Origin of the sequence: Providencia sp. PROV261 (assembly GCF_028477945.1) — a bacterium.
Taxonomy (GTDB): domain Bacteria; phylum Pseudomonadota; class Gammaproteobacteria; order Enterobacterales; family Enterobacteriaceae; genus Providencia; species Providencia stuartii.
The window spans coordinates 25,282-50,696 of sequence record NZ_JAMPMC010000029.1 but is presented as its reverse complement, the minus strand read 5'-3'; the positions used below and the strand labels follow the sequence as shown (position 1 = coordinate 50,696).

Genomic DNA, 25,415 nt, shown 5'->3' with positions numbered 1-25,415 from the left:
CTGGTATTGTTTAATATGAAAAAATTCATTCCTGCTGTACTTGTTTCCTTACTCTCTTTTTCCGCGCCATATGCACTGAGTGCTGAATCAGCGGCATTTACCCCTAACGCCGTCATTGCACAAGGCACTGAAAAAGTGAATATCAAACATTTGTCAGGTGAGACTGAAGTGAATAAGGCTCCACAGAAAGTGGTTTTATTCGACTTTGGTGTTTATGATTCAATGCAAAAATTAGGGCTTGGCGATAAGGTCATTGCGCTGCCAATGGGCAATGCGCCTGCTTACATTAAAGGCAATATTGCTGCTAATGTGCAAAATGCAGGTGGAATGAAACAGCCTGATCTTGCAAAAATTGCAGAATTAAAGCCTGATCTGATCGTGATCACTGGCCGCCAAGGTAAGTCTTATGATGAACTATCTAAAATTGCTCCAACCATTAATTTAGGTACAAATAGCCAGCATTACATTGATTCAGTGAAAGCGAATATCAATTTAATCGGTGAGCTGTATGGCAATCAAAAAGCGGTAGAAGAGCAACTGGCTCAGTTGGATAAATCTATTGCGGTAGCCCAAGAAAAAGCGAAAAAATCACAGTCTAAAGTGTTAGTTCTGCTGCATAACGATGGCAAATTGATCCCAAATAACCAAAGTGTTGTTTATGATGTTGTTAAAGCACAACGCGCAGAGTTACCAGAGCCAGCAGAAGCGGATAAGTCTAAGCGCCGTGTCGTTGATACGAAAACCATCGCACAGGCAGATCCCGATGTGATTTTAATCGTGGATCGCAGTGAAGCGATCGGGGCAGGTAAGCTGGATAAAACCGTTTTCGAAGATCAAAATATTCAAGAAACGAAAGCCTACAAAAATGGCAAAATCACATACTTGCAGTCTGATTTATGGTATTTGTCAGGTGGTGGTTTAGTGAGCCTAACAGAACAAGTTGATGCAGTCGCTAAAGCACTATAAGTGATCTAAAAAAGCCCGCACCAGTTAAAAGCGCCCAATTTTATGGGGCACTTTAATCCGCGGGCTTTTGTGATTTATGGGGCGGGATAGGGATATTTTTATTGCGAAAACAAATTACTCTTCATCAAGAAAAAGCTCTAGTAATGAGTTTAAGAATAATTTGCCATGTTTGGTAATTTGCCACTCATGCTCATTTTCAGTGATATAGCCTTTATTTAGCGCTTCATTAAGTGAGTCTCTTACCACCGATTCAGGCAAGCCCGTATAGTCACTAAATTCTTTTCGGGGCATTGGCTCCAATAACCGAAAGCGGTTCATAAAATATTCGAACGGCCTATCTTGGGCATCGACATCGTAAGATTTTTGCAAATAGCGCCCCTCCATATAACCACGAGGATGCTTAGTCTTGATGGTACGCATAATACGTCCATCAGTGAATGAGATCTTACCATGAGCGCCACAGCCGATACCGAGATAATCACCAAAACGCCAATAGTTGAGGTTATGTTCACATTGAAAACCAGGCTTAGCATAAGCCGATGTTTCATATTGCTGATACCCTGCCGCAGTGAGCAGCTTATGCCCTTCGGAATAAATTTCCCATAATGTATCATCATCGGGCAGGGTCGGAGGGCGCGAGCCAAATTGTGTATTAGGCTCGATAGTCAATTGATACCAAGATAAATGGGGAGGGGAAAGCGCAATTGCTTGGCGCAAGTCAGATAACCCTTCATCACGAGTTTGTGAAGGCAAGCCATGCATCAAGTCTAAGTTAAAACTACGTAAATTAAGCTGTGTCGCAAGCTTCGCAGCCCGTTTCGCTTCTTCAGCGCCGTGGATGCGGCCAAGAGTAATCAATTTGTCATCGCCAAAGCTCTGTACACCAATAGAGATCCGGTTAATCCCTGCTTTTTGGTAGCCTGAAAAACGATCGGCTTCCACAGTACCCGGGTTAGCTTCCATCGTGATTTCAGCTTGTGGGTCAAGATGAACTCGTTGACGTACACCATCCATCAGCGCTTGCATGGATTCCGCACTTAATAAGCTTGGTGTACCTCCACCAATAAATAGTGTTTTGATGGCGCGATCACCGATGAATTTTGCATCAATCTCTAAGTCGTGCAACAGGTGCTCAACATACTCTCGCTGGGGGATATCACCTTTAAGAGTATGCGAATTGAAATCACAATATGGGCACTTTTGTACACACCAAGGAATATGGATATATAGGCTTAGAGGTGGCAACTTAAGCATTCTTGAGTGCATCCAATAGCATTGCTAAGGCTTTGCCTCGATGTGAAATCGCTTGTTTTTCTGATTTCGTCAGCTCAGCAGAGGTACAATTCAGTTCTGGCACATAAAAAATAGGATCATAACCAAAACCGCCTTGCCCACTTGGTTCATGAGTGATGATGCCATGCCAGCGTCCATGGAAAACCAAAGGTGTTGGGTCTTCTGCATGGCGTAAGTAAACCAACACACAGTTAAATTGTGCCTGACGTTCCCCATCAGGCACCGATTTCATCGCATCGAGTAATTTATGCAGGTTTTGTTCATCCGTTGCTTCTTCACCAGCATAGCGAGCGGAATAGATCCCCGGAGCACCACCGAGTGCGTCAACGGAGATCCCAGAGTCATCCGCAATAGCAGGGAGACCAGTTTGCTGAGAAGCATGGCGAGCTTTTAAAATCGCATTTTCGATAAATGTTAATCCTGTTTCCTCGGCAGACTCAACGCCGAGAGAAGTTTGGGCTACGATATCCATCCCAAAATCACGTAACAGGTCAGCAAGTTCATTGACTTTTCCCGGATTACCGGTAGCTAAAACAACCTTTTGCATTTTTAATCGCTCTTATTACATTACGCCAACAGCGTAGAGAATGCCTGTTAATGTTGGATCAATCATCAGTGAAATATCAGAACGTAGATAATTCAGCGCAATTAAGATGAACATGACAATCATTGCTGAGAAATCAAGCCCACCCATAGCAGGGATAATGCGACGGATTGGCGCCATTAATGGTTCTGTTAATTGATATAACAAATAGTCGACAGGATTACGGCCTTGGCTAATCCAGCTCATGATCGCTCTAATCAATATCATCCAGAAAATTAATTTTCCGGCGTAGGTTAGTAACAGAATAATACTGATTGGAATAACACTAAAACTGAGAAGGGCCAATGTATGGGTGATCCACAAGCTAAAGACAATAGCAACAAGTGATAAGATAAATGCGATAGTAACTGTTGCTGTATCAATAGGCCCGATAGAAGGGATAACACGGCGTAATGGTGTAATAACAGGTTTCGTGGCTTTTACCACGAACACGGAGAAGGGGTTATAGTAATCTGCACGTACCCACTGCATCCAGACTCGTAGCAGTAAGATAAAAATATAAAGTTGAATAATGGTTGTAACGACAAAAAGTAAAGTCTGCATGTCTCGTCCCGCTGTTAATTAAAAAAGTTTTTCCATCTCTTCTGCCCGAGTGATAGCACGTTGCATCGCTTTTGCTACCATTTGCGGAAGACCACTATCGTAAAATTGCGCTAATGCCATCGCTGTCGTTCCTCCCTTAGAAGTCACTTGTTCGCGCAATGTGGAAAATGGGGTGTCGCCTTGTGATTTCGACAACGCAACAGCACCTTCCGCGGCATTTAAGACCAATTGACGGGCTTGATCGGGCGTATAGCCTAGTTTCTCGGCTTCTTGCTGCATGGATTCCATAAATAAGAAGAAGTAAGCAGGAGAGCTTCCAGTAATCGCAATAATATTATTGATCTCTTGCTCTTTTTCGCACCAAATTGTCGAGCCAACACTTTGCATCAATTGCTCTGCAAATTGTTTGTCTTCGGCGTTAATACTCTCTTCTGCGAATAAACCACTCACGCCTTTACCGACGAGTGATGGCGTATTTGGCATGATACGAACCAACTGCAATGGTTGGGCTAAATAATCGGCATAGCGGTGAGCGGGGATACCCGCAGCAATGGTCAATACCAGTTTTTTACTGAAATCCACGGCATGCTGTAAAGGTTGACACACCTCTTCCATCATTTGTGGTTTTACAGCAAGTACAATCACATCGGCGTGTTGCACAGCGGATACATTATCACTACTGCTGATAACGCCATATTGTTCGGCGATTTTTTCTCGGCGAACAGGGGTTGGCGAACAGACGGTGATCATTGAGGCGGGGTAACCGTGGCTAACAAGCCCTGCAATAATAGCATGGGCCATATTTCCGGCACCTATAAATGCAATTTTGCGATGTTGCATGTTATACTCCTTATGATTTGTGATAGTCACGGGCACCAAAAATAGCCGTTCCGATACGAACGAGGGTCGACCCACAATGAATGGCAGCAGCCATATCATCGGTCATCCCCATAGATAGGGTGTCGACGCTAGGGTAGTGTGTTTGTAACTGTTGATAGGCTTGCTCCATTTTGCGAAAAGCTTCGCATTGGCGCTGGTAGTCGCTTTCCGGTGCTGGAATGGTCATCAAACCACGAAAAACTAGGTTAGGCATTTGGCTAACTTGTTTTGCTAGCTCATCAAGCTCTTCAAGTTTTATGCCTGACTTACTGTTTTCATCACTGATATTTATTTGGATCAGCACATTTAGCGGTGCTTTGTTGCTTGGACGCTGATCATTTAGACGTTGGGCGATTTTTTGCCGATCCAGCGTATGGAACCAGTCAAAATACTCGGCGACAAGACGGCTTTTGTTTGATTGTAATGGGCCAATAAAATGCCAAACCAGATCTTGTCTATCCGCGAAAAACTGAATTTTCTCAACGCCTTCCTGAACATAATTTTCACCGAATTGACGCTGTCCAGCCTCGATAGCCTCCAAGATAGCGTCACAAGGTTTGGTTTTACTTACTGCAAGTAGTGTGATGTCCTGTGCAGAGCGATGACATTCTGCTGCCGCTCGTTCAATACGCGCTTTTACATCAGAGATATTACGTTGAATGGTCATTATTCTGTTCAATTACGTTAGGTGGATAATCATAATGCCCATAGTGTAAAGCATATTGCTTGATAACGGCACCTTTGCATGTGTAGATTAAAAAAAATTACATTTCGGAAAACATTGTGCGGCTTAAAGGTGTTGCTCAAACCAACTTTCTAAGATCACGACAGCAGATGCTGAGTCTACTTTGCCTTTACTCAGTGCTCGGTAACCACCACGCTCAAATAGTTCTGCTTTTGCGGCAACCGTGGATAGGCGTTCATCGTGTAGCTCGACTTTGACACCAAATCGCCCATGGATACGATTAGCAAAGTTACGCGCTTGGCTGGTGACAAGTTGTTCAGTGCCATCCATATTTAAAGGAAGGCCAACAATGACCAATTGAGGTTGCCACTCTTTTAGCAACTTTTCGATCTGTTGCCAATCAGGGCGGCCATCATTGGCTTTCAGTGAGGCGAGGGAGCGGGCTGTTCCTGTGATTTCTTGGCCAACAGCAACACCAATACTTTTCGTACCAAAATCAAATGCAAGAAGGGTTCTGCTAGACATCACGCGTGCCCTGCCTGCATGGAAATTGTATGGATATTCACGCCTAGAAGGTTAGCAGCAGCTTGCCAGCGATCTTTAATAGGGGTATCAAACACTAACTCTGGTGTGGCTTCTACCGTCAACCAACTATTTTCCATAATTTCATTTTCGAGTTGACCGGGCTCCCAGCTTGCATATCCCAGAGCGACTAATGATTGCATAGGCTGCTGGTCCTTGCCGAGTGTTTCTAAGATATCTTTAGAGGTCGTTACCATCATGTCATCATTGAGATGCAGACTTGAAGCAAAGCCTTTAATCGGCGTATGGAGGATAAAACCATGCTCTTCAGCAACAGGGCCACCAGCAATCACTGGTTTAGCAAGGTTGCTGGTATTGGTTGTTGAAACCGCTATCTCTAATTTCTCGAGCATGGTACTCACAGAAAAATCATCAATAGGTTTATTGATAACGATCCCCATAGCGCCTTTTTCATTGTGTTCACACACATAAACAACAGACTGCTCAAAATAGGGATCAGTAAGAGATGGCATTGCTATCAAAAAATGATTTTGTAAATTCATAATTTTTAGGCTCAGTGTAGTAAGTAACCTATTTTAATGATAAGAATTGCCTTTAAAGGTTGAGAAAAGGCACTTTAATGAGCCTTTTCTCATTACCAATACGCTATTTTTAGCGCTGAAGGCACTATTTTTTTATATCGCGCTCAATGGCATCCATCAACATACCCGTGATAGAAATATCGTAAGCGGCTTCAATTTCGCGGGCACAAGTTGGGCTAGTGACATTAATTTCAGTCAAACGATCGCCTATAATATCAAGCCCAACAAAGTATAAGCCTTTTGCTTTTAAAGTTGGGGCAACGGCGCGGGCAATTTCCCAATCGCTTTCACTTAATGGGCGAGCTTCTCCGCGACCACCTGCCGCCAAATTACCACGGGTTTCCCCCTGTGCTGGGATACGAGCTAGACAGTAAGGCACAGGCTCACCATCAACGACCAGTACACGTTTGTCACCATCTTTAATTGCTGGCAAATAGTTTTGTGCCATGCAGTAACGGCTAGCATGCTCGGTGAGCGTTTCGATAATAACCCCAACGTTAGGGTCGTCTTGCTTCAAACGGAAAATAGACGCTCCGCCCATTCCATCAAGTGGTTTAAAAATTACATCGCCATGCTTTTGATGGAACTCACGTAGCTGTTTAGCGCTACGTGTGACTAATGTGTGTGGCGTTAATTCAGGGAACCACGCTGTAAACAGTTTTTCATTGCAGTCGCGTAAACTTTGTGGCTTGTTGACGATCAGTGCGCCAGCCTGCTCAGCTCTTTCAAGAATATAAGTTGCATAGATAAACTCAGTGTCGAAAGGGGGGTCTTTACGCATTAAAATAGCGTCAAGATCACCGAGCGCGATATCTTGCTCAGATTTGAACTCATACCATTTGTTTGGGTTTTCTTCGACAGTGACGACTTTTGTCGTTGCGCGAGCTTCACCTTGATACAGATAGAGATCATTCATCTCCATATAATGGATTTCATAACCACGACGTTGAGCTTCCAGCATCATAGCAAAACTAGTATCTTTCTTGATTTTAATGGATGAAATAGGATCCATTACTATACCGAGCTTGATCATTTTTTCTCCTTAACCTAGGTCACCTAGGCGCACTTGCAGTGCGGTGATTGCAGTTAGCGCAGTCGTTTCTGTTCTTAACACTCTTGGCCCTAACAGAATATCGGTAAATTGATAATTAGCTGTCATGGCGATTTCTTCTTCACTTAGCCCACCTTCGGGGCCGATTAATAGCCGAACTTTATTTAATTCGGCAGGTAATGTATTGATACTTTGTGTTGCTCGTGGGTGTAAGTTGACCTTAAATGCCCCATCTTCCTCAGCACACCATGCTTCGAGTGACTGTACAGGACGAATTTGTGGGATCCGATTACGACCACACTGCTCACACGCAGCAATGGCAATCTTTTGCCATTGTTGTCGTTTTTTCTCTAACCTTTCAGGATCTAAACGAACACCACAGCGCTCAGAGAGTAAAGGGGTGATTGTATTAACACCTAGTTCCACCGATTTTTGGATAGTAAACTCCATTTTTTCACCACGCGACATGACTTGCCCAAGGTGTAAATCTAATGGCGATTCTCTATCATCAACATGGCTATCGATAATATTGACGGAGACTTTCTTTTTTGTCGCCTCTGATATTTCAGCGCAAAATACCTGATTACTGCCGTCAAATAATTCCAGTTTTTGGCCCGCAGTCATGCGAAGCACTCGCCCCACATGGTTGGCTGCATCATCGCCAAGAGCGATTGTAGTGTTAATTTGTAGTGGCTCAGGGTGATAAATGCGTGGAATGCGCATACAGTTTCCTTAAAAAGAACAAGGTTAAAAAAGAGCAATAGCAGATCAAAAATATGGGGATGCAATCGCCAAAATCAAGAGCTAGCTCAATTTTATAGTGGTTTATGGTTTTTTTGTAGTCTAGCCTGTGTGGTATTGGTGTGATGAATGATAATATATTATCAAATACGACAAAAAATCATCGCGGTTAAAACGATAAATTGTGTCGGAATTACTGTGTAGGGAAATAAATAGAGGTACGGTATATTTGTATATAACTCCATAATGGAATAAGGAGAATATATGATATTACCGATTGAAAGGATCTATCATAAAATTATCCATCATCTCTCTTTTTTATCTTTTAGTGATCTTAATGATTTTATTACTTCAACTTTTCCAATGCTAACAGTATGCCGAGGCAACTTAAGTTCAGGAAATGTAACTATCGATAATTCATACTGTTTTTTGGGGTATGTATGTGGCTATAGGCTATTACTTATGGCTTTTATTATTGTTATATCAGCGAAAATTTCACAGTTGATGTTACAACATATTCCTAAAAAATATTTAAATAAAGATGGAATAAGGATAGGTTATAAATGGCTGGTACTTATTTATTTTCCTTTATTAATATTTAATTTTTCATTAAATGATGAATTAATTATTGTTATTTTATTTAGTATTTTCTTCAATTTAATAGTTTGTCTATTTATTATTGATATGAAAATAGGCTATTTACCAGACATACTTGTTTACCCACTATTATGGGTAGGGTTAGTGTATCAAGTGTGCTCTGAGCAAGGTAATGTGGTTTCGGCTATCTATGCGGTGATCACCAGTTACCTTTCCATCATGCTGTTAACGGTAATTATGGAGAAGATCCGCCAATCCCCGCAAATGGGGCGAGGGGATTTTAAACTGATTGCCGCATGTGCAGCTTGGCTCGGGCTTATGAATTTACCTCAGTTTTTTGCGTTAGCGGCGGGCATTGGCGGGCTTCACTATTGGGCCATTTATTTACGTCATCGGCACAAAGCTATCGCCCGTATCCCCTTTGGCCCAGCTATCATTTTGAGTGCAACTTATTGGTTATTTGCGCCATTGGTGTGTTTAGTGATGTTCAATGGCGCGATGTCGTAGCGCATCATTGATTGGCTGCTACTAGTGAATCCAAAAATTGTTGCCATTTTTGAGGATCACCTAAATAGTTTTGTAACGGTACGCGCAGCCACTTATGCTGCTGTTTTATGAGTAAGGTCGGGAAGCCGGAAGATCCGGATTGAGCCAGTAGCTGGCGGCTATAGTGAATATGGTGTTCAAGGTTATTCCCTCCTTGTTCGGCATAATCAAACTGGTATTGCTCGCTATCTAACCCGATTTCTTGTGCGATCGCTAATAAGACATTTGGGTTGCTGATATGACGACCAGAGACGTAATGAGCATGCTGAACTGCTTTTAACATCGCTAATGCTTTTTGTTGCTTTTCAGAAGCAAGAATGGCTTGTAAAGGTGGTGCTGAATCAAGAACAAGATTTGGCTCATCCAGCATTTTTAAATAGTCATCACCAAAAATTTGCCCTGTCATGGCGGCAATGCGTTTATCGGATTGTTTGATGTGCTCACGGAATTGATTATCCATATGAAGGCGTGATGCGCCTGCCAGCATGCCTCCGCCATGTAATTCTAACACAATGTCAGGGTGAGAATTGGCAATTTCAATCAATGGTGAAGCACCGTAACACCAACCACATAAAGGGTCATAAATGTAATGTAAGGTGATTTTATTCATGATAGCTCCTTAACTATTCAGTGATTCAATTAGCCTATCCATTATAGAGATAGGCTAATTGAGATTATTTTATTGTGGCCACTGCATTTCGCCTTTAATGACTTTGGCACTTAGCTCTAAGCTCGATTTATCATCAAGATGAGGGTAAGCCTTCTCCATTTTGCTCGTAAGCTCTTTGGCATCCTTACTTTGTTCAGCCATGGCCTCAAAGGTATTCAAGTAATTTTGAGTAAAGGTAACAGAGCTAAGATCCATTTTTGATTTGCCAGTAAAGTGCCCAGGTACAACGGTTTTAGGTTGTAAAGCTTGAATGCTTTCTAAAGTTTGTTGCCAGTGTTGTCGCGATGATTGAGTTTGAGTATCTGCAATCCAAACATGGATATTATCAGAGACGACGACTCCCCCAACGACAGCTTTCAATGATGGAACCCAAACATAAGTACGCTCTGGAGCTGGACCATCACTTCCTTTAATAAAGAGAGTTTCACCATCGACAGTAAAACTATTGCCTTGTATCACATCGGGTACGATAAGTGTTGTTGGCGCTTCGTTTTTAAGCACTTCACCCCAATATGCCAACTTGCCATCTTTCGATGCTTTGATAGCTTCAACGGTTTCTTTCGTCGCTATCACCTTAGCTTTAGGAAATGCTTTCGTGATCGTATCTAATCCAAAATAATAATCGGGATCAGAATGGCTGATATAAATGGTTGTTAGGGTTTTATTGAGCGCTTTTATCTTTTTCACTAAGGCCTGTGCATCATTTTTTTGAAACTGTGCATCGATCAGCACAACTTCTTTATCACCGCTGATAATTTCAGAGGAAACGGGAAATACACTGTTATTTCCTGAGTTATAGATATCTAATTTAAGCTCTGCTGCATGGGCAAATGTAGCGCTCATTGCAAGTAAAGTGGCGGCGGCGATAGCATGTTGTTTCATCATTAACTCCTAATTGTTAGCCATATTTTAAAAACCTCGTTAAGTTGGGTGTATATTAAATTGCAATAATGATGAGAAAAACGCCATAATTAGCAAATGTTTGTTGCACAAATCGGTCAAATAGATGGATAGATTAACGGCGGTACAGGTTTTTATTAGTATTGTTGAGCATGGCAGTATGAGTGCTGCCGCAGATAAACTCGATATGTCACGAGCGATGGTGACCCGATATCTTGCTGAAATGGAACAGTGGGCTGGGGTACGTTTATTAAACCGTACGACAAGGCGGCTGAGTTTGACATCGGCAGGAGAAGGGGTTTATCAACAAGCGCTAAAGTTAAATGCACTCTCTTTAACTCTGCCTGTACAACAGCAACATGATGCGACTCAATTGACGGGGCTAGTGCGTATTAGTTGTGCTCAGTCGATTGCCAGCCAAGCGCTTTCTGTCGCAATAACCGAGTTTTTACAACACTACCCGAATATGGCGATTGATTTAAGTATTACAAATAAGGCGGTGAATCTGATTGAAGATAGGATTGATTTGGCTATCCGTATTACGAATCAATTAGAGCCGAGTTTGATAGCCAAGCCGCTTTCAACGTGCCACTCTGTGATTTGTGCAGCGCCATCTTTTTTCAAAGATAAAAAAATACCGACTAAGCCGGAGGATTTAGCGCCACTGGAATGTTTGACCTACAATTTTTTTGGGCGCAGTTTATGGCGTTTTGAAAAAGATGGGGAGCCTTTTTCCGTATTAGTAGGAGGGCGACTCAGTGCCGATGAATCTGTATTTTTGGCTCAAGCGGCATTAAATGGTGCAGGTATTGCTATGCAGCCTTATTTATCGGTCAAAAAATACTTAGAATCAGGGGAGCTGCTCCAGCTATTACCCGACTATGTGCCGCAGCCATTAGGAATTTATGCAGTGTATGCCAGTCGCCAAAATATGCCGACAACATTAAGAGCTGTACTGGATTTTTTAGGTAACTGGTTTACAACTTCAGAATATTGGCAGTCACTGATGCAGCAACGCGCTACTTAAATCCTGCTCAGTTTTGGCAAATGAAGCCCGTAAGTATTGGGTAAAAATATCTAATAGTTGTGATGATGGCCGGTGAATCGGCTTAATTAAACTCACCGTAAAAGGAATCGAAAAACTCAATGGGCGAATGATCAGCTTACCTGCTGATTGCTGGTGGAAATCCAAAGCGGTGATAGGGTTGACGATTGAAATACCGATGCCTTTTAACGCCATTGCGCAGATAGACGATGCTGAATGCGTCTCCATCACCATTTTTCGCTCAATTTGATGTTGGGCAAAAATGGTATCGATAATCTGCCGATAGCTGTCTGTTAGTGACAGGCTAATGAAGTTTTGTTGCTGAAAATCAATCGGTGTTAAAACGGGTTTATGCTCAAGGGGATGACCCGCCGGTAAGACACAAACCTCATTCAGCGAGCCTAATGTGAGTTGTTCTGTGCCTGGTGGCGTTTGTAAGTGTTCGGTTAGACCAAAATCATAACGTTGAGCCGATAGCCACTCTTCGAGGATTGGTGATTCTTGAGGGATCACTGTCAGATTGACGTCAGGATAATCAGCCATAAATGTTTGGCACACTTGTGGTAGTAATGATTGGGCGAAGGCGGGTAAGCATATGATGGAGATCTGTGCATTATCAAAACGGCGGATGGTTTGTACTGAGTTTTTTATCCGCTCTAAACCATAATAAGAGCGTTCAACCTCCTCAAAAAAGCGCAATCCCTGTGCTGTCGGGCGCAATCGGCCTTTAACGCGATCAAATAATTTGAACTGTAGCAGATGTTCAAGGCGAGCAAGCTCTCGACTAATGGTCGGTTGTGAGGTATTTAGCAATAACGCTGCTTCTGTTAGATTCGGCGTCGTCATTACCGCCCGAAAGATTTCAATATGTCGCCAAGAGAGAGTTTGCATGATGTTTTTCTTTCTATATCAAAAATGAATAGACTTTAGCAAAATGGATATTTTTTTTCCCGAACTTTCTCTGAATAATAGGACAATATAAGAAAAAATTTACTTGCGAGAAAAACATGACCTCATTTGCCACCACTACTAGCCAATATTTAACGCCCGAATACTTATCGACGTTACCTGAACAGTTTGGTACCCCTGTTTGGGTGTACGACAGCTCAGTGATTATTGAGCGAATAAATCAGCTCAAACCCTTTGATACCGTGCGTTTTGCTCAAAAAGCTTGCTCAAATATTCATATTTTGCGCTTAATGCGTGAGCAGGGAGTCAAGGTTGATTCTGTTTCGCTAGGTGAAATAGAGCGTGCGCTTGTGGCTGGTTTCCAGGCTGGTCGTGAAAACTCAGAAATTGTTTTTACTGCTGATGTACTGGATAGAGCCACTTTGGCACGGGTGACTGAGTTAGATATTCCGGTGAATGCTGGATCTATTGATATGTTAAGCCAGATTGGTGAGCAAAAATCGGGTCATCCTGTTTGGTTGCGTATTAACCCTGGTTTTGGTCATGGCCATTCACAAAAAACCAATACAGGTGGTGAAAACAGTAAACACGGTATTTGGTATCAAGACCTACCAAAAGCACTGGAACAAATTCGCCGTTATAATCTGTCATTGGTTGGGCTACATATGCATATTGGCTCTGGGGTCGATTATCAACACTTAGCAAATGTCTGTGATGCAATGGTTGAACAAGTGATCTCGTCAAATGCGGATATTCAGGCGATCTCAGCCGGTGGTGGGTTATCGACACCTTATCGAGAACAAGATGAAGTTATCGATATTCAGCACTATTACAGCCTTTGGAACACTGCTCGCCAACGAATTGAGCGTCATTTAGGTCATTCTATTGAACTGGAAATTGAACCGGGTCGCTATTTGGTTGCTGAATCGGGGGTATTGCTCGCGGAAGTGAGAGCGGTTAAAACGATGGGAAGTCGCCACTATGTGTTGGTTGATAGTGGATTTAATGATCTGATGCGTCCTGCAATGTATGGGAGTTATCACCATATCTCTGTATTACCTGCTGAGGGGCGCTCATTAGAAAATGTACCTTTAAAAGAGACTATTGTTGCGGGGCCTTTGTGTGAATCGGGGGATGTGTTTACCCAGCAAGAAGGGGGAATGGTCGAGACCCGTTTACTGCCTGATGTGCAAGTAGGGGATTATTTGGTCTTCCATGATACTGGTGCTTATGGGGCGTCGATGTCATCAAACTACAATAGCCGCCCTCTGTTACCTGAAGTGTTATTAATTGAGGGTACGCCAAAACTTATCCGCCGTCGCCAAACGATTGAAGAATTATTGGCATTAGAGCTTTAATCTTTTTTGACGATACTGCTTTTTAAAGCAGTATCGTTACCAACTAATATTAAAATTCGTTTATTAAAATACTATTCCTGACCTATTTTCTTTCGGTTTTTAACTCATCCTATCTCAGAAATTAAGCGATAAAAAATAAGTTTATATGTTGAAAAAATAAACATATATTCATTGTAATAACTAAGGTTAATTTATTATTGCTTGAACCTATAACTAAAATTATTTGTTTATATTGAAATAAGGCCACCTATAAATAAAAAACGGCCAGTTTATTGAATAATGATAAATATTACTTTTGTATCGTGAGTTTAACTATTTTTATCGAGAGCAGTAGGTTTCCCTATTTTAGAGTAAACCAATAGATTGTTTTTTATCCAAAGTAGACGTATGTCCAATTAACCTGTAGGGATATTGGTATCTATCTTTTGAGTTTCTATTATTAGGGCGCTTTCAGGTAGGCGGATTAAAGTTATTACTTTTACATTCAGACTGCGGTTTATGGGTTGAAAAAATAAGTTGTTATTTTAAAATATTATAAATTCTGGATAGTGTAGATGACTTCACTTAGTGAATTCTAGATTGCCATAAAATTAGCCGTCATTATTGTAAAGAATTGAATATTACCCTTGATCCATTCGTTCAGATGCACTTTAATGCTCACCATTCATTTACTGAATGGACGAATGGTAACCTTCAGTGTTTTAGAGAGTTTTTTGCTGATTTAATGATTAGATAAGTGAATGGCTGTCTAAAGTTGCTGATATTAATTATCATAGATAATGAATTCAACAATGAAGAAAAAAGCGTTTTGTTAAATACCCTTAAACTAGACGATATCTTTGAGGACGAGCATTAATCTGTGGCGCAGCAAATACGTTGGTGTAATTTTAGCGGGAGAGTCTCTGACAAACTGACTCATTTCGTATTTAGCTTATTCATCACCTTCATGACATTGTTAAGTCATGGAAAGGATGTGGTACTAAAATAGGTTAATGGCGCTGAATTTACTCCGGTAGCCTCTGAATATAGGCTAAAAAACCATAGTTTATGTCTGGTAAATATATCGCCAAATTAAAGGTAAATTTGACAACATAAATATTGCAGTAAGGGATAATATCTCTTAAGCACTTAGTGGATATCTTTTGAACTGAAATAGTAAGAGATAAACACATAAATGTTATGCTGCTTTGATGACCATTTTTATTATGGGCAAAGTGGCTTCTTATATGAATGACTGATGAGAAGGTGTAATGGCATCTTCACTAGAGGTCATTTCTAGATTTTATAAAAAGCAATATCATAAAATAGGGAACTGAATATGAAAAAAGCATTACTAATTTCAGCACTATTAGCCAGCAGCGTAGCGATGGCTGATAATTCTTCAATCGTTCGTACCGCAGTACCTGACTTCCCAATCTCGAGCGTAGTTGAAGTACCTGCGAATATGAAAACCTATTATTTCAGCGGTGTTGTTCCATCAAAACAAGCTGATGGTTCATTCGGTAAAAACACAGAAGAACAAACCGTCAATGTACTTAACTCAATTAAGTCTGCATTGGAAAAACAAGGCCTAGGATTAGGTGACGTTGTTAAAATGCAAGTTTTCCTTGTTGCAACACCAGAAACAGGAAAAATGGACTTTGACGGCTTTATGAAAGGTTATACTCAATTCTTCGGTACTAAAGCTCAGCCTCTGACACCAGCTAGATCAGCAATGGAAGTGAAGGCTCTGGTTCACCCTGAATGGTTGGTTGAAATTGAAGTTACTGCGGTTAAAAAATAAGCTGTTTTAGCAATCAATTTCCAGCCTTAATATAGGCTGACCGCCTTTTGATGATAAAACTCTCGGTAATATTTATCGGGAGTTTTGTATTTTAGCACTAAATAAAAACGCCGCTGTAATTATCTACTAACCAAACTTCTTAGTATTTCGACCTAAAGGCAATAGTCACATAGCATCTGCCGTTTGAAGGGGAGTGGTGTCGAACAGTGAAATGCCCATACAAACGGCCTTATAGCAGGAATGGGTAGCGAGCGTGATTGCTCCACTAACAAAATGATTATTGTATAAAAAGACACACCATCCTCTACCTTATGACTTTTTAATAAATATTCAGTTTCCTTTTATGAGCCAGTTTCCATGCAAAAAATAAAGCCCCAATATGCTTGGGGCTTTATGGCGCTGACAATGTAGGCAGCTAATTAAGCGGCTTGCTTTTTCTTAGCTTGCTTTTCATTTTCCTCGCGAGGGTTTTTTTCACTGTGTACGCCTAGAGCATCAAACTCAAATTCATCAACATTGATGGTGCGTAGACGGCTTGCCTCTGCTTTACGTAAAATATCAGCTTCTTCTTGTGTGATAATATTTTCAGGCAACATCTGCTCTGCCAATTTATCTAAGCGAGTGAAGCTAAACTTGCGCTCTTTCAGACGGCAGATGCGCTCAAAAATTGGCTCTGCAGCGATGATGTCATACAGCGCCTGATTCACTAAACCATGCGGGTTATGCTCTGTTGGTGTCAGATATTGCCCACGACCGATCCTGTCACGAGTTTCAGATGGCTCCATTAACAGTTGTGCTAGTTTGTGGTCTAGGCGATCAGAAGGGGCAGACATAGCACGACCAGTCGGGAACAAGGTAATGCGCATTAAACCTGCAACCATTCTATTTGGGAAGTTTTTCAATAAATCATCCATCGCCTTCTCAGATTGATACAGACAATCTTCTACAGCCCATTTTACCAGTGGTAAATCTGCTTTTTGACGACCTTCATCTTCATAACGCTTAAGTGTTGCGGTTGCTAAATATAAGTGGCTGAGAATATCGCCTAAGCGTGCAGAGATACGCTCACGACGTTTTAAGCTACCACCTAAAACAGCCATGGAGATATCGGCAAGTAAGGCAAGGTTAGCACTTTGGCGATTTAACATTTGATAGTAACGACGCGTTTCATCTTTTGTTGGCGCGCTACTTCCTCGACCATTGGTTAATCCCAACCAGAAACTACGGACTTGGTTGCTAATAACATGTCCAATATGACCAAATACTGCTTTATCAAATTTGTGCAGATTATTGTCTTGTGCTGCCGCCATCTCTTCGAGCACATAAGGATGGCAACGAATAGCCCCTTGACCAAAGATGATCATGCTACGGGTTAAGATGTTGGCACCTTCAACGGTAATGGCGATTGGCGCACCTTGGTAAGCTCGACCAACAAAGTTAGATGGGCCAAGACAAATGCCTTTACCACCCGTAATATCCATGGCATCGATGACTGAATGTTGCCCACGATGAGTACAGTGGTATTTAACGATAGCAGATAGCACGGCAGGTTTTTCACCTAACATGATACCAGAGGTAATCAATGTAGCAGCAGCATCCATCAAATAGGCATTACCTGCGATACGAGCGAGCGGCTCTTCAATCCCTTCCATCTTACCAATAGGCAATTTAAATTGGCGACGGATATAAGCGTAGGCTCCTGTCGCCATTGCAATGCTCTTTAAGCTACCTGTCGAGTTAGATGGCAGAGTAATTCCACGACCTACAGATAAACACTCCACAAGCATACGCCAGCCTTGGCCTGCCATTTTAGGGCCACCGATAATGTAGTCGATAGGAACAAAGATGTCTTTTCCGCGCGTTGGTCCATTCATAAATGGAATATTCAGTGGGAAGTGACGATGGCCTATTTCGACGCCTGGGGTATTAGTGGGGATTAACGCACAGGTGATCCCTAACTGTGTTTCACCACCCAATAAACGATCGGGATCCGATAATTTGAAAGCCAACCCAAGAACTGTCGCGATGGGGGCAAGAGTGATATAGCGTTTGTTCCAATTTAAACGCATACCTAACACTTGCTCTCCTTGCCATTCACCCATACAGACAACGCCAGTATCAGGGATAGCACCGGCGTCAGAGCCAGCTTCTGGGCTAGTGAGTGCAAAACAAGGGATCTCTTCACCTGTTGCTAAGCCAGGGAGGTAACGTTTTTTCTGTTCATCAGTACCATAATGTTGCAGCAACTCACCTGGCCCCAATGAGTTAGGAACACCAACGGTGATAGCTAAGATACCGGAGACACCCGCCAATTTTTGTAAAACTTGGGATTGCGCATAGGCAGAGAACTCAAGGCCACCATACTCTTTTTTGATGATCATGGCGAAGAAGCGGTGCTCACGTAAATATTGCCAAACTTCTGGGGGGAGATCGGACAATTCATGGCTTACTGCAAAATCATTCACCATGCCACAAACCGTTTCTACAGGGCCATCAATGAAGGCTTGTTCTTCAGCCGTCAGCTGTGGTTTTGGGTAATTATGTAATTTATTCCAATCCGGTGCGCCACGGAAAAGGTCACCTTCCCACCATGTTGTTCCTGCATCAATGGCTTCTTTCTCTGTACGAGACATGGGAGGCATGACTTTTTGGAACAGTTTCAGTGCACGTACTGAAACCAGTGATTGACGCACGGGAGTGAAAACAAAAGGGAATAACACAAGAGCTACTGGCAGTAACATCCAGTAACTCCATACATCAAGTACCCCCATAACGGCGGTATAGGCAAGTAACAGAACGGTACTCAATGTTAACGAAGTCTTGTGGTAACAGAGAATACCGATTAATGCGAGAAATAGAATTATGCTGAGTAGGGTCATAGGGAAACTCCTGTCTACTTGTAAGAGGTCTGACCTGTTGTTTCTCTTAATCTATATCCAGTAATAAACAATTAGCAAGACATTTACATCTTAATTACAACTTGGCTCACAAAATCACCAAATAATGTTTGGTGATTGTTTCATAAAAAAATTTGTGAGATAGATGAAGTAGGCGCAAAGGGAGAAAAAGAGGCAAAACGCATTGATTAGCCCTAAATGCATAAATCAAGCGTAATCAGATGTAGAAAGAAAATGTACCCTGTGTAACAATCTGAGTAGTAAAGATTAATTACCTATCTTGATGCCGTTTATCATGGCACAAAACTCGTTAAATTTAAGGGGAAATCTCATGTATCAAGACCTGATCCGTGGTGAATTATCAGAAGCGGCCGATACGTTGGCAAAATTCCTTAGTGATGATGCAAATATTCAGGCTATTGAGCAAGCGGCGGTGTTACTGGCAGATTCCTTTAAAGCCGGAGGAAAAGTGCTTTCGTGTGGTAATGGTGGCTCCCACTGTGATGCCATGCACTTTGCTGAAGAACTGACAGGGCGTTACCGTGAAAATCGCCCAGGCTATCCTGCTATTGCCATTTCTGATGTTAGCCACTTATCTTGTGTCAGTAATGACTTTGGCTATGAATATGTGTTTTCTCGCTTTATTGAGGCTGTAGGTAAAGAAGGGGATGTTCTTCTGGGCATTTCGACTTCTGGCAACTCAGGCAACATTATCAAAGCTATTAGTGCTGCGCGTGAAAAGGGCATGAAAGTGATTACGCTGACTGGGAAAGACGGCGGCAAAATGGCGGGTAGCGCAGATATTGAAATTCGTGTACCTCATTTTGGTTATGCGGATCGTATTCAGGAAATCCATATTAAAGTGATTCATATCCTGATCCAGCTGATTGAAAAAGAAATGGTAAAGTAGTTTCTTAAACTATAGAGGGTCTTGTAATGTGCGAATTACTTGGCATGAGTGCAAATGTGCCAACAGATATTAACTTCAGCCTAAGTGGACTGATATCCCGTGGGGGGCAAACTGGCCCACATAAAGATGGTTGGGGGATCACGTTTTATGAAGGGCTGGGGTGTCGCACTTTTAAAGATCCTCAACCTAGCTTTTTATCCCCAGTGGCACGCTTTGTGCAGGAGTATCCAATCAAATCGGAAACGGTGATAGCACATATTCGCCAAGCGAATCGAGGTGATGTCACACTAGCAAACACGCATCCTTTTACGCGTGAATTGTGGGGACGTAATTGGACCTATGCACATAACGGGCAATTAAAAGGGTATCGCTCACTAAATACAGGGCATTATCGACCGATAGGTGAAACAGACAGCGAAAAAGCATTTTGCTGGATTTTGAGCCAACTTGCAGCGAAATATCCGAAAACCCCCTCGAATTGGCCCGCTGTTTTCCGTTTTATTGCGGTGCTGGCTGAGCAGTTACGTCGTAAAGGCGTATTTAATATGCTGCTATCAGATGGGCGTTACGTAATGGCATTTTGTTCAACCAATCTTTATTGGATCACTCGTAAAGCTCCATTCGGTAAGGCGAAATTACTCGATCAGGATATTGAAATCGATTTTCAAAGTTGCACAACACCAACCGATATTGTTTCAGTGATTGCCACGCAGCCGCTAACAGGTAATGAAAATTGGCACAAAATTGAACCGGGTAGTTTCGTGCTATTTCACCTCGGCCAACGTATATTGTGATCGAAGTCTCAATAAAGTATCCGACCTTTCTGGCAAGCTATTCACAGCATACTTTCCTGATGTTACAGAGATTTGTGCGGGCTTGCCTACATCCTGAAAGTAATCATAAGCCGGTTTTAGTTGCTGCCAGAAAGCGTAATGGCTGGAGTTTCTGTGGATCAACATATTTTCTTTTGTCATTCGAAACGGGTAAATACTGACATCAATCGTGCTTTGTCCACTTTTAAAAGCACTTTCAACAGTTTGGTAGATTTCACTCATGTATTTATCTGTCATCGCATAGCAACCAACAGAAACACAGTCGCCATGTATCATCAAGTAGTTACCTTCATAGCCCTGTGCTCGATCATATTCATTAGGAAAACCTAAATTAATAGATCGGTAATACCGACTGTTTGGATTTAGTTGGGAGGCGGTTATTTGATAAAAGCCTTCAGGGCTTTTTAGATCACCTTCGCGCTTTTTAGGGCCTAGCCCGCCCGAAAACTTACAAATTGGATAAGTTTTAGATAAGTTATATTTTCCGTTCGGCGCTTTTTGATATAGCTCCAAGACGCCTTCTTGCTTAAATATCTGAATAAAGATCGCGGAATTTTGCTGGTTAGTTGTTTTACTATTAAGCAAAAATGAATGGTTATTCGCTTCAGCAACCGTAATTTGCAGAAAAAACAGGTTGAAAATAAAGCTAATAAGGATATTTTTATTCATACTTAAACCAAATTTAAATGAGTATTTTTGCCTAAAAAAAAGACATTATGGCGCTATTTTAAATGAGCTAAAAGTAATTTGATATAGCCTATTAATAGTTTCGTACGGAATAGATATTGTGTGAAAATCGCACAGCGTTCGATAAATATGATGTAAATGCTCGTTTTTTACGAATAATTATAAAGAAAGTTGAAAATTTATTGTAATTTGCTTGAGCTAAGTCACTTGAATATCCGGACAGAAGTCGGGGGAACTGATAAAATTACGAGCGGCAGAAAGAGAATAGCTTCACGATATCGAGAGAATTATTTGCTTGAGTTATGTGAGTAACTTGAGCTGTTTTTATTTACTGAGTCGCTATGGTCTATGTCAGGATCATTAGCTTAGGGTTAACTTAGAAACTTGTGCAGATCTTATGATTAAAATTAAAAAAGGACTCAACCTTCCTATTGCAGGTGAGCCAGCCCAAGTAATAGAAGACGGCCCGAAAATTCAACACGTAGCATTGCTAGGTGAAGAATATGTCGGAATGCGTCCTTCTATGCTGGTTAAAGAAGGTGAGCACGTTAAAAAAGGGCAGGTTCTTTTTGAAGATAAAAAGAACCCTGGTGTCTTATTCACTAGCCCAGCCTGCGGTAAAATTATTGCTATTCATCGTGGTGAGCGTCGTGTACTCCAATCCGTTGTTATCGAAATTGATGGTGACGAGCAAGAGGCCTTTGCTGCTTATAAGCGTGAAGAGCTTGCAGGATTGACTCGTGAACAAGTCGAAGAAAACTTGGTTAAATCAGGTTTATGGACAGCATTGCGAACGCGTCCATTTAGCCGCTCACCGGCACTGGGTTCCTCACCCGCCGCGATTTTTGTAACGGCGATGGATACCAACCCACTTGCTGCTGACCCACTTGTGATTATTCGTTCACAACAACAAGCTTTTAATGATGGTTTAACCATTATTAGCCATTTAACCGAAGGTAAAGTGCATGTTTGCCATGGCGCGGGGGATTTAGCGAAATCTGATAATCACCCACAAGTGAGCTATAGCGAATTTGCAGGCCCTCATCCCGCAGGCTTAGTCGGTACTCATATTCATTTTCTTGAGCCTGTGAGCCTCAATAAAAAAGTATGGCACCTTAATTATCAAGATGTCATTGCGATTGGTAAGTTATTCACAACAGGCTATCTATATACTGATCGCGTGATTGCCCTTGCGGGGCCTCAAGTTGAGAAACCACGTTTAGTTAAAACTCGTCTTGGTGCGGATCTCTATGAGTTAACAAAAGGTCAGCTCAAAGAGGGAGATAACCGCATTATTTCTGGCTCTGTACTGTGGGGCGTACCTTGTGATGATACACATCACTATTTAGGGCGTTTTCATAATCAGGTTTCAGTATTACGTGAAGGGCGTGAAAGAGAGCTTTTCGGCTGGATTTGGCCGGGCTTTAATAAATTCACCATTACACGTACAACGGTTGGCCATTTCTTGAAAGGCAAACGCTTCAACTTCACCACAACCATGAATGGTGGTGAGCGCTCAATGGTGCCAATTGGTAATTATGAACGTGTAATGCCTCTCGATATTATGATAACTCACCTGCTACGAGACCTCCTTTCTGGAGATACGGATTCATCTCAGGAATTGGGGTGTCTAGAGTTGGATGAAGAAGATCTGGGACTGTGTACTTATGTATGCCCGGCTAAATATGAATATGGCCCTGTACTTCGTGATGTACTGACCAAGATTGAGCTAGAAGGGTAATTCCATGGGTTTGAAAAATTTATTTGAAAAGCATGAGCATCATTTTGAGCCTGGTGGAAAGTTAGAAAAACTCTATCCATTGTTTGAAGCTGTTACGACAGTCTTCTATACGCCAGGAACGGTGACTAAAGGTCGTTCTCACGTTCGTGACACAATAGACCTGAAACGCATGATGATCTTGGTTTGGTTATCTGTATTTCCTGCGATGTTTTGGGGGATGTATAACGTTGGTAACCAAGCCATTCCTGCACTTTACCACTTATACAGTGGGGCTGAGCTACAGCAAGTTTTAGCGAGTGATTGGCACTATCGCTTAGCTCAATTCTTGGGGGCATCATTAACACCTGATGCAGGCTGGGGTAGTAAAATGCTGCTTGGTGCAGTCTATTTTCTACCTATCTATGCGGTTGTTTTTGCAGTCGGTGGTTTTTGGGAAATTCTGTTTTCTCTGATCCGCGGTCATGAAATCAACGAAGGTTTCTTTATATCGTCCATCCTATTTGCCCTGATTGTGCCGCCAACTATCCCATTATGGCAGGCGGCGCTCGGTATTACATTTGGTGTGGTCATCGCTAAAGAAATTTTTGGTGGAACAGGGCGCAACTTCTTAAACCCTGCACTTGCAGGCCGTGCTTTCTTGTTCTTCGCTTACCCTGCACAAATTTCGGGTGATCTTGTTTGGACAGCGGCGGATGGCTTCTCTGGTGCAACCCCACTTTCTCAATGGGCTGCGGGCGGTGAGCGCGCGTTAATGAATACGGTATCTGGTGAGCCAATCTCTTGGATGCAAGCATTCCTAGGGAATATGCCTGGCTCTATCGGTGAAGTTTCCACATTGATGATTTTCATTGGTGGTGCCTTCATTATCTTCTTCCGTATTGCATCATGGCGCATCGTTGCTGGCGTTATGCTTGGGATGATTGCGATGTCTTACCTGTTTAACTTTATCGGGTCAGAGACGAATCCATTGTTTGCAATGCCATGGTACTGGCACATGGTTTTAGGTGGTTTTGCATTCGGGATGATCTTTATGGCGACGGACCCAGTTTCGGCCTCGTTTACAGATAAAGGCAAATGGGCCTACGGTATTTTGATCGGTGTAATGTGTGTGCTTATTCGTGTTGCAAACCCGGCATATCCGGAAGGCATGATGCTAGCAATCCTGTTCGCCAACTTGTTTGCTCCTCTGTTTGACTATCTGGTCGTTCAAGCAAATATTAAACGGAGAAAAGCCCGTGGCTAATGAAAAAACAACCAATAAAGATAGCGTCGGAAGAACGTTCATAGTCGTTTTTATTCTATGTCTAGTCTGTTCTATCGTCGTAGCCGGTTCTGCTGTAGGATTAAAATCTAAGCAGCAAGAACAAATTTTATTAGATACGCAACGTAATATTTTGAGTGTTGCAGGTCTATTGCAACCTAAAATGACAGCGGAAGAAGTTCAAAAAGTTTACAGTGACCGTATTGAACCTAAGCTGTTGAACTTCCAAACTAATGAGCTTTCTGATAGCAAGAGTCGCTTTGATCTCAATAGTGAATTACGTAGCGATGAAACCAGCATTGCACTTTCACCTGAAGAAGATATCGCCAAAATTCGCCGTCGTGCAAATACGGCTGAAATCTATCTTGTGAAAGATGAACAAGGCAAAATTTCACAAATTATTCTGCCTGTTTATGGGTCAGGACTATGGTCGGTGATGTATGCCTTCGTTGCGGTAGATGTGGATGGCGTGACTTCCCGTGGTATCACATATTATTCGCATGGTGAAACGCCAGGTCTTGGTGGTGAAGTCGATAATCCACAATGGAAGGCGCAATGGCCGGGTAAAAAACTGTTCAATGAGCAGGGGGTACCGGCAATAAAAATTGTCCGTAGTGGCTCTACAGATAGTCCTTATGGTATCGATGGCCTTTCAGGTGCAACGCTAACATCAAACGGCATTCAGCATATGTTTGATTTTTGGTTAGGTGATAACGGTTTTGGTCCGTTCCTGAAAAAAGTTCGTGAAGGAGCGCTGAATAATGGCTGATTCTAAAGAAGTAAAACGCGTCCTACTTGGGCCTTTGTTTGATAACAACCCAATTGCGTTACAGATCCTCGGGGTGTGTTCTGCACTGGCAGTAACGACTAAGCTGGAAACGGCTGTCGTCATGACCATCGCAGTAACTTTGGTTACCGCGTTCTCTAACTTTTTTATCTCATTAATTCGCAACTACATTCCAAGCAGTGTGCGGATCATTGTTCAGATGGCAATTATTGCTTCTTTGGTTATCGTTGTTGACCAAATTTTGCGTGCCTATGCTTATGAGATATCTAAGCAGCTGTCGGTGTTCGTCGGCCTTATCATTACAAACTGTATTGTTATGGGTCGTGCAGAAGCCTATGCCATGAAAGCGCCACCGGTAGAAAGCTTTATGGACGGTATTGGTAATGGCCTTGGTTATGGTGTCATTCTGATCCTCGTTGGTTTCCTACGCGAGCTGTTCGGCTCTGGCAAATTGTTTGGTATTACCGTTATGGAATCATTGCAAAATGGTGGTTGGTATATGCCTAATGGTTTGTTCCTGTTAGCGCCTAGTGCATTCTTTATCATTGGTATGCTGATTTGGGGGTTACGTACCTTGAAACCAGCTCAGGTAGAGAAGGATTAAG

The 25,415-nt window shown here is 42.2% G+C and carries 25 protein-coding genes; 11 read left to right on the top strand and 14 right to left on the bottom strand.

What is annotated here, in order from left to right; translation table 11 throughout:
- Positions 1–15 precede the first annotated feature (15 nt).
- Positions 16–966 (top strand): siderophore ABC transporter substrate-binding protein, encoded by a 951-nt coding sequence (locus PR675_RS15560; RefSeq protein ID WP_102780844.1) that lies wholly within the window; start codon positions 16–18, stop codon positions 964–966.
- Between the two features lie 114 nt (positions 967–1,080).
- On the opposite strand, the gene hemW is transcribed toward PR675_RS15560, so the two are convergent.
- The 9 genes from hemW to rsmE all read right to left on the bottom strand — a co-directional run bounded on the left by hemW (position 1,081) and on the right by rsmE (position 7,868).
- Complete coding sequence (gene hemW / locus PR675_RS15555; protein ID WP_004923262.1) at positions 1,081–2,220, bottom strand: radical SAM family heme chaperone HemW; 1,140 nt, start codon at positions 2,218–2,220, stop codon at positions 1,081–1,083.
- Complete coding sequence (gene rdgB / locus PR675_RS15550) at positions 2,213–2,806, bottom strand: RdgB/HAM1 family non-canonical purine NTP pyrophosphatase (RefSeq protein WP_004923259.1); 594 nt, start codon at positions 2,804–2,806, stop codon at positions 2,213–2,215. Before rdgB ends, hemW begins: the two co-directional genes overlap by 8 nt.
- Before the next feature lie 15 nt (positions 2,807–2,821).
- The gene (locus PR675_RS15545; protein WP_004923256.1) at positions 2,822–3,406 is read right to left on the bottom strand and encodes a YggT family protein; all 585 of its coding nucleotides are present in this window, start codon (positions 3,404–3,406) and stop codon (positions 2,822–2,824) included.
- An 18-nt stretch (positions 3,407–3,424) separates the two neighbouring features.
- Positions 3,425–4,246 carry a pyrroline-5-carboxylate reductase gene (gene proC / locus PR675_RS15540; protein WP_036941558.1) on the bottom strand — a complete coding sequence of 274 codons (822 nt, stop codon included), beginning with the start codon at positions 4,244–4,246 and terminating at the stop codon, positions 3,425–3,427.
- Between the two features lie 10 nt (positions 4,247–4,256).
- Complete coding sequence (locus tag PR675_RS15535) at positions 4,257–4,952, bottom strand: YggS family pyridoxal phosphate-dependent enzyme (RefSeq protein WP_053110101.1); 696 nt, start codon at positions 4,950–4,952, stop codon at positions 4,257–4,259.
- 123 nt (positions 4,953–5,075) lie between these two features.
- Positions 5,076–5,495, bottom strand: a complete 420-nt coding sequence (ruvX, locus tag PR675_RS15530) for a Holliday junction resolvase RuvX (RefSeq protein ID WP_004923249.1) — start codon at positions 5,493–5,495, stop codon at positions 5,076–5,078.
- Positions 5,495–6,055 carry a YqgE/AlgH family protein gene (locus tag PR675_RS15525; RefSeq protein WP_004923247.1) on the bottom strand — a complete coding sequence of 187 codons (561 nt, stop codon included), beginning with the start codon at positions 6,053–6,055 and terminating at the stop codon, positions 5,495–5,497. Before PR675_RS15525 ends, ruvX begins: the two co-directional genes overlap by 1 nt.
- A 124-nt stretch (positions 6,056–6,179) precedes the next feature.
- Positions 6,180–7,127, bottom strand: coding sequence for a glutathione synthase (gene gshB / locus PR675_RS15520; protein ID WP_036941552.1), 948 nt, complete (start codon positions 7,125–7,127; stop codon positions 6,180–6,182).
- Between the two features lie 9 nt (positions 7,128–7,136).
- Positions 7,137–7,868, bottom strand: a complete 732-nt coding sequence (gene rsmE / locus PR675_RS15515) for a 16S rRNA (uracil(1498)-N(3))-methyltransferase (protein WP_004923239.1) — start codon at positions 7,866–7,868, stop codon at positions 7,137–7,139.
- Positions 7,869–8,150: 282 nt separating this feature from the next.
- Between rsmE and PR675_RS15510 the strand changes: the two genes are divergently transcribed.
- On the top strand, positions 8,151–8,990 hold the full coding sequence (locus PR675_RS15510; RefSeq protein ID WP_272582783.1) for a prepilin peptidase: 840 nt from the start codon (positions 8,151–8,153) through the stop codon (positions 8,988–8,990).
- Between the two features lie 4 nt (positions 8,991–8,994).
- On the opposite strand, the gene PR675_RS15505 is transcribed toward PR675_RS15510, so the two are convergent.
- Positions 8,995–9,639 carry a DsbA family protein gene (locus PR675_RS15505; protein WP_004923238.1) on the bottom strand — a complete coding sequence of 215 codons (645 nt, stop codon included), beginning with the start codon at positions 9,637–9,639 and terminating at the stop codon, positions 8,995–8,997.
- 69 nt (positions 9,640–9,708) lie between these two features.
- Positions 9,709–10,581, bottom strand: coding sequence for an MBL fold metallo-hydrolase (locus PR675_RS15500; protein WP_060560615.1), 873 nt, complete (start codon positions 10,579–10,581; stop codon positions 9,709–9,711).
- A gap of 124 nt (positions 10,582–10,705) precedes the next feature.
- Between PR675_RS15500 and PR675_RS15495 the strand changes: the two genes are divergently transcribed.
- Positions 10,706–11,626 carry a LysR family transcriptional regulator gene (locus PR675_RS15495; protein WP_014656674.1) on the top strand — a complete coding sequence of 307 codons (921 nt, stop codon included), beginning with the start codon at positions 10,706–10,708 and terminating at the stop codon, positions 11,624–11,626.
- Here PR675_RS15495 and PR675_RS15490 read toward each other — a convergent pair.
- The gene (locus tag PR675_RS15490; protein WP_004923231.1) at positions 11,600–12,535 is read right to left on the bottom strand and encodes a LysR family transcriptional regulator; all 936 of its coding nucleotides are present in this window, start codon (positions 12,533–12,535) and stop codon (positions 11,600–11,602) included. The genes PR675_RS15495 and PR675_RS15490 overlap by 27 nt on opposite strands.
- A gap of 116 nt (positions 12,536–12,651) precedes the next feature.
- Here PR675_RS15490 and lysA point away from each other — a divergent pair, with 116 nt between their 5' ends.
- Both lysA and PR675_RS15480 read left to right on the top strand, forming a co-directional pair.
- Positions 12,652–13,911 carry a diaminopimelate decarboxylase gene (lysA, locus tag PR675_RS15485; RefSeq protein ID WP_004923229.1) on the top strand — a complete coding sequence of 420 codons (1,260 nt, stop codon included), beginning with the start codon at positions 12,652–12,654 and terminating at the stop codon, positions 13,909–13,911.
- A 1,318-nt stretch (positions 13,912–15,229) separates the two neighbouring features.
- On the top strand, positions 15,230–15,694 hold the full coding sequence (locus tag PR675_RS15480; protein WP_004923225.1) for a RidA family protein: 465 nt from the start codon (positions 15,230–15,232) through the stop codon (positions 15,692–15,694).
- 419 nt (positions 15,695–16,113) lie between these two features.
- Here the strand turns inward: PR675_RS15480 and fadE are convergent, their stop codons facing one another.
- A complete protein-coding gene (gene fadE, locus PR675_RS15475) occupies positions 16,114–18,573 on the bottom strand; it encodes an acyl-CoA dehydrogenase FadE (protein WP_004923318.1) in 2,460 nt (819 codons plus the stop codon).
- Positions 18,574–18,922: 349 nt separating this feature from the next.
- Here fadE and lpcA point away from each other — a divergent pair, with 349 nt between their 5' ends.
- Both lpcA and PR675_RS15465 read left to right on the top strand, forming a co-directional pair.
- Positions 18,923–19,501, top strand: a complete 579-nt coding sequence (gene lpcA / locus PR675_RS15470) for a D-sedoheptulose 7-phosphate isomerase (protein ID WP_014656671.1) — start codon at positions 18,923–18,925, stop codon at positions 19,499–19,501.
- A 26-nt stretch (positions 19,502–19,527) separates the two neighbouring features.
- Positions 19,528–20,295 (top strand): class II glutamine amidotransferase, encoded by a 768-nt coding sequence (locus tag PR675_RS15465; protein WP_004923223.1) that lies wholly within the window; start codon positions 19,528–19,530, stop codon positions 20,293–20,295.
- Here PR675_RS15465 and PR675_RS15460 read toward each other — a convergent pair.
- Entirely contained in the window at positions 20,266–21,003 is a 738-nt protein-coding gene (locus PR675_RS15460) for a L,D-transpeptidase family protein (RefSeq protein WP_014656669.1), read from the bottom strand. The genes PR675_RS15465 and PR675_RS15460 overlap by 30 nt on opposite strands.
- Positions 21,004–21,418: 415 nt before the next feature.
- Between PR675_RS15460 and PR675_RS15455 the strand changes: the two genes are divergently transcribed.
- The 4 genes from PR675_RS15455 to PR675_RS15440 are packed head-to-tail and all read left to right on the top strand — an operon-like array spanning position 21,419 to position 25,414.
- Positions 21,419–22,762: a Na(+)-translocating NADH-quinone reductase subunit A gene (locus PR675_RS15455; RefSeq protein ID WP_004923217.1), complete on the top strand. Its 1,344-nt coding sequence runs from the start codon at positions 21,419–21,421 to the stop codon at positions 22,760–22,762.
- 4 nt (positions 22,763–22,766) lie between these two features.
- Positions 22,767–24,005: an NADH:ubiquinone reductase (Na(+)-transporting) subunit B gene (locus PR675_RS15450; protein ID WP_004923214.1), complete on the top strand. Its 1,239-nt coding sequence runs from the start codon at positions 22,767–22,769 to the stop codon at positions 24,003–24,005.
- On the top strand, positions 23,998–24,792 hold the full coding sequence (locus tag PR675_RS15445) for a Na(+)-translocating NADH-quinone reductase subunit C (RefSeq protein ID WP_004923212.1): 795 nt from the start codon (positions 23,998–24,000) through the stop codon (positions 24,790–24,792). The genes PR675_RS15450 and PR675_RS15445 overlap by 8 nt, the downstream gene beginning before the upstream one ends.
- On the top strand, positions 24,785–25,414 hold the full coding sequence (locus tag PR675_RS15440) for an NADH:ubiquinone reductase (Na(+)-transporting) subunit D (RefSeq protein WP_004923209.1): 630 nt from the start codon (positions 24,785–24,787) through the stop codon (positions 25,412–25,414). Before PR675_RS15445 ends, PR675_RS15440 begins: the two co-directional genes overlap by 8 nt.
- Position 25,415 lies beyond the last annotated feature (1 nt).